This is a genomic window from Methylobacterium sp. OAE515, from assembly GCF_041806315.1.
In the GTDB taxonomy this organism is placed as follows: Bacteria; Pseudomonadota; Alphaproteobacteria; order Rhizobiales; family Beijerinckiaceae; genus Methylobacterium; species Methylobacterium tardum.
In genome coordinates this window covers 3,968,023-3,979,878 of sequence record NZ_JBGMUV010000001.1, presented here as the reverse complement: position 1 = coordinate 3,979,878, position 11,856 = coordinate 3,968,023, and the positions used below count along the sequence as shown (strand labels likewise).

Sequence of the window (11,856 nt, the reverse complement as noted above, 5' to 3'; positions counted from 1 at the left end):
ACTCGGTTGCCTTTCAAAATTTGCCTGGAATGAAAATCAAAAAACGTATGGTGGCGCTGACGTTGTCAAGTATCTGTAGAATATGATTTTTTTGAATTCGTATGAATAATTCTGAATGCCCCCCTGATGCGATTAGGGAACGATGCTCGGCCTTGTCACTGCGGTGATGAGCTGCGTGCGCAAAGCGCCACTGTCACGAGGCGTCCGGTAGCGCCGTCAGTGATTCCTTTGCAGATTGCCGCCGTTACCTGAGGCCTTGCCGCGGGGCTTCGTGATGCGGTCCCCTCCCCTGCCTTCGAATTCCGGCGTGACAGGCGGGGCGGAAATGCTGGCCAGCCAAAGGGTCGTCAAACTTTCCGCCTCCGAAATCGCCCTTCGCAGGCACCCGGAAGCTTGACGGTCCAGACGCATACGGGTCGGATGCTCGTGGACACCAAACCGCGCCTGCCATAGCTCTTCGCCATGGCCAAAGAGATCCCCAGCGTCGGCGACCTGCGCCGGAAGTCCGAGGTGACGGACGACGAGATCGAGGCGGCCACCGCCGCCTACCTGAAGGACGAGAACGCCAAGCCGTTCGCCTTCAAGTCCGGGCACACGATCGACGTGGCCAAGGCGATCGAGATGCACCCGCAGGCCAAGAAGCTGCTCGCGGAAAAGGCCACCACGCCCGGCCTGCGCCGCACGATGGTGATGACCGCCGTGATCCTGGGCTTCCCGGTCCAGGGATGAGCGACGACACGCCAAGGGATCGGGCCATATGGAAGGCGCAGCTCGTGGCCTTCCTCGCCCCGTACCTGAAGGGCACCGCGGCGGAGCGGAACAGCGTGCTCAACGCTGTGCTGACGGCGTTCGACACGGCGAACAGCGAGGGCTTGAGGCATGCCGCTCGGCTTTCCCGCCAAATAGCGAAAAGTTCCGATGGACACCGCGACGAGGCTCTCGCGCTGTTGGAGAGCATCATGCAAACGGCGGCGCAGGAGGATGGAAGGTCAGCCGAGGCCGCGCGGAAGTGGCAGAACGAGCCATGAGCGACGATCCCGAAGCCACGCTCGAGCGCGCCGCGATCCAGCACATGATGCGGCGGCTGGACAGGTTCGCGCGCGGGCTCGGCTTGGACGAGGGGAACACGCGGCGGATCGTCGAGCAGGTCGTCGCTGACATGCCGGTGCACACGGACGAGGAGCGCATAGGCTGGGCTCGCAAGTGGATGCTGGCGGTAGCGTCGGCATAGCAATGAGCGACGAGGCCGACCCGATCCTTGAGGCCGTCGAGGCGCTGATCGCATTGGGCCACACTGTCGTGCCCGACGAGGATTTCGAGCACTGGCAGGTGGACGGCGGCGAGTGGATCACGCTCGGAGACCTGCTAGCGCTCGCCCTGCGCCAGGGCCTTATGGACGGGCCAGGCCGAATTCAATAGCCGGGCGCTGATGCCGAAAGGCCACCTCGCCACACGACGTGCGGCCGCGCCTGATCATTTCTCCACGCATTCTGGCTGCGTTTAGGACCGAGCCCTCGACTGCGACGGAGATTACCGAGCGCGCTGGGATGTGTGATCGGGAGCGAACCATGACCGATCATGCGGCTCGGAAGACCAAGCGTCAGATGGCCTGAGCGCCTGACATCAGGGCGCACGCGGAGAGAAAGGATCAGAAGCCGCCGTTCGGTGTTTGCTGCCACCGAACGGGCAGATCACGTGTTTGTGATAAGATTGATACGGTCCCACGGAACGAATGTGTCTGGCTAGAAAACTTATTGCTGAGCGTAACAATTCAGGCATGATCCTGCATCAGCAAGCCGCCGCGACGTGAGGCCTGCCGGAGCACGCCACCAAGACGCGGGCCCGAATAACAACCGGCGGTACGACCTGAAAAATCAGGCAGGGCCGCAGTTCCGGGTCTCGAAGTTTTGGGGTTGCTGATGAAATTCCTGAAGAGTTCTCTGTTGGGGTCGGCTGCTGCGTTCGCCGCAGTTGGCGCCGCGCACGCCGCCGATCTTCCGGTGAAGAAGGCGGTTCCGATCGAGTACGTCCGCGTCTGCACCGCCTACGGCGCCGGCTTCTTCTACATCCCCGGCACCGATACCTGCCTGCGCATCTCGGGCCGCGCCCGGTTCGAGGGTGGCTACCAGACCAGCTACTCGCGCCAGTACGGCAACAACATCGGCGACACGTCAGGCTACCAGGGCCGGATGCGCATCAACCTCGATGCCCGCACCCAGACCGCCTACGGCACCCTGCGCGCCTTCGTCCGCCTCGATGCCGGCGCCCGCACCGGCTACTCCGGCGTCGGCACCTCCGGCACCCAGCAGCGCATCGGCCAGGCCTATGCCGGTATTGGTACCGACCAGTTCGGCCGCGACCAGCAGTACATGAACGTCGACAAGGCGTTCATCCAGTTCGCCGGCCTCACCGCCGGTCGCGCCTCCTCGTTCTTCGACTTCTACGCCCACGACTTCGAGTTCGCTGGTGCCACGCTCGGCTCGGACGTGTTCTCGACCAACCTGCTCGCCTACACGGCCACGATCGGCAACGGCCTGTCGGCCACGATCTCGATCGAAGATCCGGTCTTCCGCCGCACCCCGATCTTCTCGCCGTTCGGCGTCTCGCCGACTGTCTCCACCGGCAGCGCCTCGAACTTCGGCGTGACCGTCCAGCCGACGCCGATCTTCGTCGGTCCCAATCGGTTCGGGCTGGTGGACAGCATCGAGAAGTCGCGTCTGCCCGACTTCGTCGGCGTCGTGCGCCTCGACCAGGCCTGGGGTTCGGCCCAGCTCTCGGCCGCCACCCACGAGCTGAACGTCGGCAACCTGTCGAGCGCCGCCAATGCCGGCGGTCTCGGTGCCGGGCCCATCCTGGTGCCGGCGCACACCAAGAACGTTCAGGGTTGGGCGATCCAGGGCGGCCTGAAGATCAACATGCCGTTCATCGCCCCGGGCGACGCCCTCTACCTGCAGGGCGCCTACGGCGATGGCGCGCAGCTCTACACCGGCTACTCTTCGTACACCGGCTCGTACATCCAGAGCACGACCACCATCCAGGGCCAGAAGTTCGCACAGTACTTCTCGGACGCGACGATCAACCCGTTCACCGGCCAGCTGGAGACGTCGACTAGCTTCACTGCCACGGCTTCGTACCTGCACTACTGGTCGCCGGAGTGGCGCTCGGCCTTCTTCGGCTCCTACGGTGAGCAGAGCTTCTCCCAGGGCGCGCGTGCGGCTCAGGGCGCGATCTACGGCCTCGTGAGCGGTCTCACCGGCGCTCCCACCTTCGGCACGAACGCCGTCGGCGTTCCGGGTACCCGGTTCTACCAGCTCAGCCAGGCGCTGCGCGACACCTACCAGTTCGTGGCGGGTGCCAGCATCATCTGGTCGCCGGTGAAGGACCTCGATATCGGCGTGGAAGGCTTCTACACGCAGATCGGCCTGAAGAACGGCCGCGCGATCGACCTCGACAAGAACCCGGGCGCATACAACCAGGTTGCTGCGATCAACGCCGGCACCTTCGTGCCGCGCACCGCTTCGCAGGACTCGGTCTCGCAGATCCGCTTCCGCGTCCAGCGCGACTTCTAATCCCCAATCGGGACCGGTTGTTCTCCAAAGCTTCCTGGTCTTGATGTCCCCGTGCAAAGGGACCCTACTAGCCCGGCCTTACGGCCGGGCTTTTTGTTGCGGGCGGCGCGAGCGCGTTGGAGCCGACTTATGGCGCCTCGCGGCCAGCCGCGGGCTGGTCGAGGATGCGGATGCCTGAAGCACCAGCCAACCCCTTCGGCCTCACGCTCCCGCTGGGGATCGTGCAGCTCGAGGAAGCCGTGAAGGTGATGGATTCGGGTGACGTGGTCGCGGCCTACATCTACGTGGCAGCCGGGCGGGAGCGGCAGACCCAGACGAGGCGTCGTCTCACCGGCTGAGGGCGTCGAGGCGGCGAAGGTGATCGCCCGGGCTCTGACGGATGCGATACAGCACGGCTCCACGTCATGACCGACGAGCAGAAGGGCTACCTTGCAGGCGCTCTCTAATCTGCGCTCCTGGCACCGTTGGCAGATCGCGCAGGCGCTCAGCGACATACGCGCCATCCAGGTTCACGAGTCGGCCATCGCCTACCTCGACATGCTGATCGCCACGAAGAAGCAGCACGCGGCCGAGGATGAGGTGGAGCGGCGGCAAGATCGCGCCGGCTGATTGAACCTTAGATAGGTCCTTGGAGCGCCGAGATACCCGTGATCTTTACGGATGAGCATTTCCGCCGATCAACGCGCGGGCGAACGCTAGGAGCTTGCGGCGATCCGAAGATTTACTCAACTGAGCCCATAGCTGCAGCATCTCCAACGTCTGATCCAATTCTGCTTCAGTTGCTCTGCTTTCTCTGAAGATCGCAGGTGGAACACCTACAGCATCAGCGATCCTGCGGAGCATCTCTTCGGCACGAAGATCATACTTCGTATCGCCTTGCGACGTCATGTCGGTCAAACCAGCCTCCATGCTCAACTCGGAAGCGTCGACCGACGCGGGCAAATTCGCGCATGCCCTTGGACCTCGCGGAAACGAGCTTAGCGCGAGAAGGTTCACCGTAAGTAGGCATTCCCGTCGCGATTCCTTGCGACCGAAAACCGACGGCAGGAGGTTTGATGTCACCTCCGGGCGGCCCGCGCGCTGGTGCGTCTGGAGGCGGACGGCTTCACGTTCAGCCAGACCTGCCGGACTCCGACGCGCTGGCGCTCTGCGGCGGCCGCTCCCGCCGCTCAATGATCCGCGCCCGGTCTCGTAGAGTGACCTCGTGCGTCGGCCATTCCCTGCACGCGGCATCGAAGGCGGCCTTGGCCAGCGTCAGCGGATAGATCGTCGCGAGGTGCAGCTCGATGTTGCCGCCGGTCTCGCGCCATACCTCGATTGTGTAGGGCACGCCGGGCGGCACCGGCGGGATCTGCTTCGCCGGCTGCGGCAGCGTGATCGCGGCGAGGCAGAGGTGCTCGTACTTCCGCGCGGGCGGCGCGCCGGGCGGCCGCTGATAGCGGCACGAGGCCGTCAGGTGCCGCAGCACGTCGACCGTCGAGATGTCCGCCCCATAGCGATCAATCAGGCTGGCGACGGTGTAGCGCCCCGAGCGCTTACAGGAGGCGCAGTCCACGTAGACCCGGCCAGGCTGCGCATCGCCCAGACGCCCCATTCTGGTGCTCCTCCGCTCGCGAACGAACACGGAACAGACCCGAGGCGGCGGTGCGCTTCAACCTGCAGCGGCAGGGCCGGCCGAGATCGCGGTGGAGCGGTGTGGATGACGTTGGGAAACGCGAGATGCGTCAGGCGCTTCCGCTGCCCCGCGCCGCGAACTCCCAGACCGGCGCCCCCCACACCTGCCCCGGCTTCGTCCGGTAGCTGGAGAAGCGACCCGGTGCAGCGCTTACTCGTCGTCCCACATCATGGCGTCCAGTCTGATGGACGCGACCTCCATCCCGGTCCCATCCACGTCGATCACGAGTGCGATCTCGGCGTCGCGTTCGGCGATCTCTGCTTCTGCGAGCCGCTTGGCCGCATCCCGATCTTCAAAGCCCTCGGCCTCACCGATCACAGCACCGTCTCTGCGAAACTCAACACGATAGGTCATGGCTTCCCATGCCATGGGCGGCCCGCGGGCTCAAAGCGCTCGATCTGGTCGCGCCAGGAGGCGACGGTGGGCGGAAGGTCGGGCCGGCTTATAAGGACGCAATGCCAACGTTCGAGTCGACGCCTTAACGGTTGTTGCTGCTGCCAGCCCTGCCGCTCGGCACCGCCCGTTCAGGTTGGCCCGCGTTGCCGCCAGCAGCCGAATTCGTCGTTGTGGTCTTAGCGCCAGTGGCCCTGCGGGAGATGACCACATTTCGATCGGTGCCGGTCGTGTTGGGCTAAGGCTAAATCATAGCTCCGCCTGGTTGTGGAGAGCCGGGAGCAGCAGACTGGGCAAAGATCATCCCAGGATCTATCAGGGCAGGAGGAGCAATAAGAATTGTCGACTTGATGCCAACCGGGCATCCTTTCAGGTGAAAATGCTTGAACAACGCGGCACCCGTTCGAGATTTACATGGGATAAGCTGCGTATCTATTGATGACGATCAAATTTGCAGTAATCTAGATTGCACGAATCAGTCAGACTCTTAATCCGCCAGTATCGATTAATTTATATTTTAAGCCTGCCCCCGCTCGGAGGACGGAAGGGAGGGGGATTGGACGGCTCCGGCGGAACGTTGATCCATATCAACACTAAACAGCCAGAGTGGCGACCATGAACCAGACGGTCATAGCGATTGCATCAGCAATCCTTGCCGGTGCCATAGTGAGCATGCCGATTGAGGCCAAGGCGCAGGCGGGCGGGAGCTTTGCCAATCACGGTTTCGGCAACCACAACTTCGGGGCCGCGCCCGCCACGGGCGGCGGTGGCTTCAGCAATCACGGCTTCGGCAATCACAGCTTCGGGGCTGGCGCGGCGGGTGGCGGCTTCGCCAATCGAGGGTTCGGAAATCACAATCCCGGGCCGGCCGCCGCTGTCGGCGGCGGCTTCAACAATCACGGCTTCGGCAACCACAATTTCGGACGGCAGGCTGCTGGCGGTGGTCTTTTCAACCCCGGGTTCGGGCACGGGGTCGGCGTCCATCGCGGCTACGGTCATCATCGCCATCATGGCTTCAACCGCGGCTTCTATGGACGGCCCTACAGCTACGGCTATGCCCGGCGCGGATATGGGCTCGGCGGACTCGGCCTTGGCCTGGCCGTGGGAGGCCTCTACGGCGGCTACGGTTATCCGGCCTATAGCTACGGCTACGGGCGTGGTTATTACGATGACTACGTGCCGGTAACTTACGGCTACGCCGACGGCGAGTCGTACCGGTTCACAGACGACGACGGCTACTGCGCACGTCGTTTCCGATCTTATGATCCGCGCACAGGAACATACTTAGGTCGGGACGGTCGGCGTCATCCTTGCCGCTAGGCCGGAACCGTCCCGAAAGCCATGACGGCGGAGGATCTCAACCTATGCTGCTGGGCAGTCGAGACGAGAGGGCGGGCACCTCGAGAGCTGGCGTCCAATTATGCTTACTGCCCAGCAAATTGAAATCGGCGCGAGCGCCGATGCTTTGAATGACAGGCCAGCGACGGATAACGTGCCATGCAGGAGTTTATTGCCGCTCTCATCTCCTTCTTCCTCTTGGAGCCACTCCAAGCCGAAGTCGCTGAGAAGCTTAAGGCAGCTCGTGCACCGCAGGCAGTCGTCAATGACCTTGCCAATTGTGCCCAGGCGGCGAGACCAGCAATCGTGGACCGAGCCACGAGCGATCCTTGGTGGGCGGTATCGAGCGTCGCGCAAGTCTGGATCGGGAATGCAAAACCAGAGATACTCTTGGCTGACGCAGCGCCTGTTTGCCGGCCGGCCCTTGAAGCGGCACGCCCCTTCTGGTCAGGCAGAGGAGCCTAAGGAAGCGCTATTGTCCGGCGCCACGTCCGTACCAGGACGTCCCTTCCTGACGTGCGACATCAGCACCTGTCCGTTTGACACGGACCATTCCATCCTCCGCCCACAGACCAACAGCCCTAACACTGCGATCGTGTCCGGAACGCTTTCAGCGACTCGGAGCGCCGCCTCATCCTGCCAGAGCCCTGCGGCCAGTGGGGACGGATTGAGGACACCCCCAGACGCCAAGACCTTTAGGATGCGTAGGAGAACCGCTGCGGGCGACGGCACCGAGGAGCCGACAGCAGCATTATGGCCGCTCGGCCCCGCCCCGATCTGCTCACGGGGCCGGATTGACTCCGGCTTCGAAACTCTGTCCCGCAATGATCAAGGGGTAGTTGGAGCTTCGAAAGCAGATGAACAATCTGGCAGCAGGCGACACGATCAATTTCCGAGACGGACGCCTTGCTATAGAGCAGGGCGTCGACCGAGACGCGGTCGGCGTGGTTCTACGAGCCTACGATCTTCCGGCAACCGCCTATCGCGTCGACGTCCAATTCCCGGGCAGAGAACCGTCGCGAGGTTGGCATCAGGCCGTGTTTGTCTCGACGGATACTGCTGGCTGATCCGCGCACGAAAAAGCCCCGCGCGGCTATGCCGGCGGGGCTGAAGGTTGAGTTGAGGGGAACGGCAGGCCCTAAATCAATATGATGGCCGCGCGGCGTCGTTGAAGCCTCAGGTTGTCATCGCCGGCAGCGCCTCTATCCTGGCGAGATGCGCCAAGCTCTCGCCGCCCTCATCCTTCTCAGCGGCCCCGCCCTGGCTGCCGAGCCGATCGTGGGCCGCGCCTCCGTTACGGATGGCGACACCTTAGTGATCCGCGGAACCCGCATCCGCCTGCACGGCATCGACGCGCCCGAGAGCAGGCAGCTCTGCCAGGACGCCGCCGGCAAGTCCTACCGCTGTGGTCAGGTGGCGGCGCTCGTCCTGGCGGATCGGATTGGCGATGCGAATATTTCGTGCGAGCCGCGTGACACCGACCGGTATGGTCGCACCGTTGCGGTCTGCCGGAAGGGCGACGAGGACCTGAACGCCTGGATGGTGAGCGAGGGCCACGCGACGGCCTACCAGCGCTACTCCCGCGACTACGTCGGGGTCGAGATTACCGCGAGGGCGCTGAAGCGTGGTCTCTGGGCGGGCACGTTCGATCCGCCGTCGGACTGGAGACGTGCCAAGCGCGCTCGCGGCGTCGAGACCAGGCCGGAGATGGGGAAGCCCCCGGAGGCCACGACGGCGCCCGTACAGGCCGCCTGCGCGATCAAGGGCAATATCTCGCGCAAGGGTGACAAGATCTACCACCTGCCCGGGACACGGGAGTACGACCGAGCCGTGATCGACCCAAGCACCGGTGAGCGCATGTTCTGCAGTGAGGACGATGCGAAGGCCGCAGGCTGGCGGGCGGCGCGAGGCTGAGGACACTCGTCCGCTCGGCCCCTCCCCGATCTTCACACTAGGTGGGAAGCCTTGATGGTGCGGTATTCGACACTCGGCGCTATGTGGAGCTGAGCGCTCGGCGAAAAGGCTGCCGAGGATCAGAAACCGGCAGCCCTCGTTCAAATGCACAAACTCCCACCGACCAGCATCTACCGCCTCCAATCCCTGGCGGCGGCTGGCCCGCGCTTCTACCAGGCGAATGCCTTCACGCGACGCTTGGAGGTGCTCGGCCTGATCGACGCCACGGGGCAGATGAATCCGAGGGACAGGACTGCGGAGTACAGAATCACCGAAGCCGGGCGAGCGGAGCTTCTCGACCGGTACGGACCATCTCTGCCGGCGCATGACGACAGCTGAGGTTCAACCTCGTCTCTGTCTGCTTACGGGGCGGGGGAGCGTCCGAGAGTTAAGGTCCAGAGCGTGGCTCACCGCAGCTCAGGCGTCGGGCATCGGTACGTCCGGCCCGTCTTCGTTAGGCATACCGTCATAACCGTCGAGCCACGCTTGCCGATCAGGCATGTCAGGATGGTACGGGCAGCTAACCTTTGGACGGCCGATCGCGCGCGCATGAGCGCCCTCAGCGATCGCTTTCAAAATGGCGGGCTGTGGCGTGTTCATCCGGCCCTCCGACCAAGCGCCGCTCGTTACGCCAGCCACAACAGCCGCAGTGCGGGCTTCGAGCGCCTGACGAAGGCGCGATTCGGGCTGGTCCCGGCACTCGGCGCTGAAGTCGTCCGCAGCACGGTGTCTGGTTCGAACGAGCGCTGCTTCTCAGGGCGCAAAGCCCGATCGGTGACTGTGCTCTCGGTCTCGGATAAGTGGGCGTGAGCCATCGAGAGCCTCCTTGGCCTTTCCCCAGATCAACAACGCTGCCAAGTGAACCGGTCCGCCATAGGGAATGAACCGCGGTAGTGTCTTAATCTGAGTGATAGCTCCGACATGCGAAGGTGACCTTCGCCGTCAGAAGGAGTACGGCCGAAAAGCCCAGAAGGCGGAATGTTGTCAGACCGGTGAGGTTGGTCAGCGCATCGACAGAAAACGCTGCACTCAAGGCGCCATCGAGTTTGGACGCCGCGTATCCAGATGCAAACAAGGCGATCGCTTTCCAATAAGCCGCAAATCTTTTGTCCTCTTTGCTGTCGTAAGGACTAGCAGCAGTACCGATAATTGAGCCGACGGCAAAGCCGAAAAACAATACTGAAATCGAAACGATTTTGTCCTCGATATTTGATCCAACAAAGAATGCCGCGATAAGAAATGATGTCTCTATAAGTGCAGCCAGAACGAACGTTAGCACAAAGTTGGAATTAGAAACGATACGATCTAGGATGGAATGATGTTCAGGGACGTTCATTGCGTTGATGCTCCGCCACATTAGCCGCCCTCACCGCGTTTCTCGCCGATCGGATCGGCCTCAGGTGCTGCCCTGCCTTGACACTCGCCAAACGGGGAAGCGTCCGATCTCACCAGCGTGAAAGCTGAGCCGATACACAACGCGGCTCGGGTGCAAGATGGCCGGCGCCGCCTACTTGCAAGTGGCTGAGCGTTCACTCGTTCGTTCTCATCCTTCGAAAACTCATTTTTTGCTCGCCATAGCATAGCACGAATATGTGCTCGTCTCTTGAGCCTATCCAACAGCTCGTAATTAACTTGTCCCTTTTCTTCGGCAATGACCGTCATACGGCCCCCCTTCAGAAACTAAGGATGATCTGCAATCGGTATGATCACAACTTAGGGACGTTCGAAGCGCTATTTGCATTCCCGCGCCTATGCGGTTTGGCACAGATTGACGTATGTTTGCCCAAGGGGAGAGCGCTGGTCGGGGGCGAGAATGCTCAGACGGTTCTATTTTGACGTCGGCAACGGTCATAAGACAATCCGGGACGGCGAAGGCGTCGATGCCGAGGACCTGGAGCAAGCGCTGGCCGATGCGTATGAGGTTATCGGAGAGATGGCGGACGATCTCGGCGCCGCCAATCTCAATAACCCGTGGACGCTCATCGTGCGTGATGAGACGGGATTGACGGTCGCGCACGTGCCAATCGGACTGTTCTCCAACTCACACCGGATGCCGTGTCGAGGTTGAGCAGCCGCTTTCATCAAGTTGGACCGCCGCAACGAAGAGCCCGCGCCGGCAGGGCAGGCAGCCTACACGCGACCGCGACGTTGACTAAGATGCACGTCGCACAGTGACATGGGCGCCAGGAATGAACGGCGACGATCACGAGTATGAGCACTCCCCCTTGTCCGGCACCTTCAGCCGCGATGCTGAGTCCGTCGACGTCGAGATCTACCGCCTCGCCGGTACGCAAGATCCCTGGCGTCTAGGGGTGATCGACCTGTCGTCCGGCGGGAGCACTGTCTGGCAGGAGACCTACGCAACGGACCAAGAAGCCTATGACGCTTTCACCGCTATGGTCGAAGCCTCCGGCTTGGCGCCATTCCTTGGTCGACGACCGGAAGCTCTGAACTGACCTCGAGGACAGCGCACGAAAAAGCCCGCCGCGGCGGACCGAGCGGGCGTGGCGCTGGCCTAAGCGAAGGCCGGCTGACGAGTGATCTGCGGTGCAGCAGGCAGCGCATCATCGGCAGGCGCCGCACCGGAGCCCTCGATGCAGCCGATCAGGGCAGCTTCGGACATTGGCCTGCCATCTGGGTCCAGAACGGTGATGTTGGCGTCGCCTCGAGTCCCGCAGCTTCTTCAGCGCCCATTCAGCAGTCGGACAGTTGTAGGTAACGTTGCCGTGAGGCCGCATGCTTCGAACAACGTAGATGCGCGGCGAACTCATCAGACCTTTATCCCTGCGGCACCGAGTATGGCGCGCTGTTTTATGATACCGACACGATTGTTTCTAATCACACGATCGACATCAACCGCGCTGGGGTCATCTGCCTTGCGTAGCATGTCTGCAGCAACTGCAAGAGACGCGAGCAACTGCTCATCCA

Annotated in this window: 18 protein-coding genes; 13 read left to right on the top strand and 5 right to left on the bottom strand. The window is 62.7% G+C overall.

Going from position 1 to position 11,856, the window contains the following annotated elements; translation table 11 throughout:
- Window positions 1–462 precede the first annotated feature (462 nt).
- From ABIE45_RS19470 to ABIE45_RS19440, 7 genes are all read left to right on the top strand, one after another.
- Window positions 463–729 (top strand): hypothetical protein, encoded by a 267-nt coding sequence (locus ABIE45_RS19470; RefSeq protein WP_192709527.1) that lies wholly within the window; start codon window positions 463–465, stop codon window positions 727–729.
- The gene (locus ABIE45_RS19465; protein WP_192709526.1) at window positions 726–1,028 is read left to right on the top strand and encodes a hypothetical protein; all 303 of its coding nucleotides are present in this window, start codon (window positions 726–728) and stop codon (window positions 1,026–1,028) included. Before ABIE45_RS19470 ends, ABIE45_RS19465 begins: the two co-directional genes overlap by 4 nt.
- Window positions 1,025–1,231: a hypothetical protein gene (locus ABIE45_RS19460; protein ID WP_192709525.1), complete on the top strand. Its 207-nt coding sequence runs from the start codon at window positions 1,025–1,027 to the stop codon at window positions 1,229–1,231. Before ABIE45_RS19465 ends, ABIE45_RS19460 begins: the two co-directional genes overlap by 4 nt.
- Before the next feature lie 2 nt (window positions 1,232–1,233).
- Window positions 1,234–1,419 carry a hypothetical protein gene (locus tag ABIE45_RS19455; RefSeq protein WP_192709524.1) on the top strand — a complete coding sequence of 62 codons (186 nt, stop codon included), beginning with the start codon at window positions 1,234–1,236 and terminating at the stop codon, window positions 1,417–1,419.
- Window positions 1,420–1,919: 500 nt separating this feature from the next.
- A complete protein-coding gene (locus ABIE45_RS19450; RefSeq protein WP_192709523.1) occupies window positions 1,920–3,569 on the top strand; it encodes a porin in 1,650 nt (549 codons plus the stop codon).
- Window positions 3,570–3,739: 170 nt separating this feature from the next.
- Window positions 3,740–3,907: a hypothetical protein gene (locus tag ABIE45_RS19445; RefSeq protein ID WP_192709522.1), complete on the top strand. Its 168-nt coding sequence runs from the start codon at window positions 3,740–3,742 to the stop codon at window positions 3,905–3,907.
- 91 nt (window positions 3,908–3,998) lie between these two features.
- Window positions 3,999–4,178, top strand: a complete 180-nt coding sequence (locus ABIE45_RS19440; protein WP_192709521.1) for a hypothetical protein — start codon at window positions 3,999–4,001, stop codon at window positions 4,176–4,178.
- A 45-nt stretch (window positions 4,179–4,223) separates the two neighbouring features.
- On the opposite strand, the gene ABIE45_RS19435 is transcribed toward ABIE45_RS19440, so the two are convergent.
- From ABIE45_RS19435 to ABIE45_RS19425, 3 genes are all read right to left on the bottom strand, one after another.
- Window positions 4,224–4,466 carry a hypothetical protein gene (locus tag ABIE45_RS19435; protein WP_192709520.1) on the bottom strand — a complete coding sequence of 81 codons (243 nt, stop codon included), beginning with the start codon at window positions 4,464–4,466 and terminating at the stop codon, window positions 4,224–4,226.
- 214 nt (window positions 4,467–4,680) lie between these two features.
- A complete protein-coding gene (locus tag ABIE45_RS19430) occupies window positions 4,681–5,163 on the bottom strand; it encodes a hypothetical protein (protein ID WP_192709519.1) in 483 nt (160 codons plus the stop codon).
- 231 nt (window positions 5,164–5,394) lie between these two features.
- The gene (locus ABIE45_RS19425) at window positions 5,395–5,613 is read right to left on the bottom strand and encodes a hypothetical protein (protein WP_192709518.1); all 219 of its coding nucleotides are present in this window, start codon (window positions 5,611–5,613) and stop codon (window positions 5,395–5,397) included.
- A gap of 639 nt (window positions 5,614–6,252) precedes the next feature.
- On the opposite strand from ABIE45_RS19425, the gene ABIE45_RS19420 reads away from it, so the two are divergent.
- From ABIE45_RS19420 to ABIE45_RS19410, 3 genes are all read left to right on the top strand, one after another.
- Window positions 6,253–6,957 (top strand): BA14K family protein, encoded by a 705-nt coding sequence (locus ABIE45_RS19420; protein ID WP_192709517.1) that lies wholly within the window; start codon window positions 6,253–6,255, stop codon window positions 6,955–6,957.
- Between the two features lie 1,233 nt (window positions 6,958–8,190).
- Window positions 8,191–8,889: a thermonuclease family protein gene (locus tag ABIE45_RS19415; protein WP_192709516.1), complete on the top strand. Its 699-nt coding sequence runs from the start codon at window positions 8,191–8,193 to the stop codon at window positions 8,887–8,889.
- Window positions 8,890–9,033: 144 nt separating this feature from the next.
- A complete protein-coding gene (locus ABIE45_RS19410; protein WP_373622482.1) occupies window positions 9,034–9,267 on the top strand; it encodes a hypothetical protein in 234 nt (77 codons plus the stop codon).
- A gap of 78 nt (window positions 9,268–9,345) precedes the next feature.
- Here the strand turns inward: ABIE45_RS19410 and ABIE45_RS19405 are convergent, their stop codons facing one another.
- A complete protein-coding gene (locus tag ABIE45_RS19405; protein WP_373622481.1) occupies window positions 9,346–9,528 on the bottom strand; it encodes an Rmf/CrpP family protein in 183 nt (60 codons plus the stop codon).
- Between ABIE45_RS19405 and ABIE45_RS19400 the strand changes: the two genes are divergently transcribed.
- On the top strand, window positions 9,478–9,738 hold the full coding sequence (locus ABIE45_RS19400; RefSeq protein WP_192709515.1) for a hypothetical protein: 261 nt from the start codon (window positions 9,478–9,480) through the stop codon (window positions 9,736–9,738). The two genes, ABIE45_RS19405 and ABIE45_RS19400, sit on opposite strands and share 51 nt — an antisense overlap.
- Window positions 9,739–9,826: 88 nt before the next feature.
- On the opposite strand, the gene ABIE45_RS19395 is transcribed toward ABIE45_RS19400, so the two are convergent.
- The gene (locus tag ABIE45_RS19395) at window positions 9,827–10,264 is read right to left on the bottom strand and encodes a hypothetical protein (protein ID WP_192709514.1); all 438 of its coding nucleotides are present in this window, start codon (window positions 10,262–10,264) and stop codon (window positions 9,827–9,829) included.
- A gap of 477 nt (window positions 10,265–10,741) precedes the next feature.
- On the opposite strand from ABIE45_RS19395, the gene ABIE45_RS19390 reads away from it, so the two are divergent.
- Both ABIE45_RS19390 and ABIE45_RS19385 read left to right on the top strand, forming a co-directional pair.
- On the top strand, window positions 10,742–10,996 hold the full coding sequence (locus tag ABIE45_RS19390; protein WP_192709513.1) for a hypothetical protein: 255 nt from the start codon (window positions 10,742–10,744) through the stop codon (window positions 10,994–10,996).
- Between the two features lie 121 nt (window positions 10,997–11,117).
- Window positions 11,118–11,384 carry a hypothetical protein gene (locus tag ABIE45_RS19385; protein WP_192709512.1) on the top strand — a complete coding sequence of 89 codons (267 nt, stop codon included), beginning with the start codon at window positions 11,118–11,120 and terminating at the stop codon, window positions 11,382–11,384.
- The last annotated feature ends 472 nt before the right edge of the window (window positions 11,385–11,856 follow it).

Bases quoted from the DNA above. Each gene is read 5' to 3' on its own strand.
- ABIE45_RS19470 (WP_192709527.1), top strand. From the start codon at position 463: ATGGCCAAAGAGATCCCCAGCGTCGGCGACCTGCGCCGGAAGTCCGAG.
- ABIE45_RS19465 (WP_192709526.1), top strand. From the start codon at position 726: ATGAGCGACGACACGCCAAGGGATCGGGCCATATGGAAGGCGCAGCTC.
- ABIE45_RS19460 (WP_192709525.1), top strand. From the start codon at position 1,025: ATGAGCGACGATCCCGAAGCCACGCTCGAGCGCGCCGCGATCCAGCAC.
- ABIE45_RS19455 (WP_192709524.1), top strand. From the start codon at position 1,234: ATGAGCGACGAGGCCGACCCGATCCTTGAGGCCGTCGAGGCGCTGATC.
- ABIE45_RS19450 (WP_192709523.1), top strand. From the start codon at position 1,920: ATGAAATTCCTGAAGAGTTCTCTGTTGGGGTCGGCTGCTGCGTTCGCC.
- ABIE45_RS19445 (WP_192709522.1), top strand. From the start codon at position 3,740: ATGCCTGAAGCACCAGCCAACCCCTTCGGCCTCACGCTCCCGCTGGGG.
- ABIE45_RS19430 (WP_192709519.1), bottom strand. From the start codon at position 5,163: ATGGGGCGTCTGGGCGATGCGCAGCCTGGCCGGGTCTACGTGGACTGC.
- ABIE45_RS19425 (WP_192709518.1), bottom strand. From the start codon at position 5,613: ATGGCATGGGAAGCCATGACCTATCGTGTTGAGTTTCGCAGAGACGGT.
- ABIE45_RS19420 (WP_192709517.1), top strand. From the start codon at position 6,253: ATGAACCAGACGGTCATAGCGATTGCATCAGCAATCCTTGCCGGTGCC.
- ABIE45_RS19415 (WP_192709516.1), top strand. From the start codon at position 8,191: ATGCGCCAAGCTCTCGCCGCCCTCATCCTTCTCAGCGGCCCCGCCCTG.
- ABIE45_RS19410 (WP_373622482.1), top strand. From the start codon at position 9,034: ATGCACAAACTCCCACCGACCAGCATCTACCGCCTCCAATCCCTGGCG.
- ABIE45_RS19400 (WP_192709515.1), top strand. From the start codon at position 9,478: ATGAGCGCCCTCAGCGATCGCTTTCAAAATGGCGGGCTGTGGCGTGTT.
- ABIE45_RS19405 (WP_373622481.1), bottom strand. From the start codon at position 9,528: ATGAACACGCCACAGCCCGCCATTTTGAAAGCGATCGCTGAGGGCGCT.
- ABIE45_RS19395 (WP_192709514.1), bottom strand. From the start codon at position 10,264: ATGAACGTCCCTGAACATCATTCCATCCTAGATCGTATCGTTTCTAAT.
- ABIE45_RS19390 (WP_192709513.1), top strand. From the start codon at position 10,742: ATGCTCAGACGGTTCTATTTTGACGTCGGCAACGGTCATAAGACAATC.
- ABIE45_RS19385 (WP_192709512.1), top strand. From the start codon at position 11,118: ATGAACGGCGACGATCACGAGTATGAGCACTCCCCCTTGTCCGGCACC.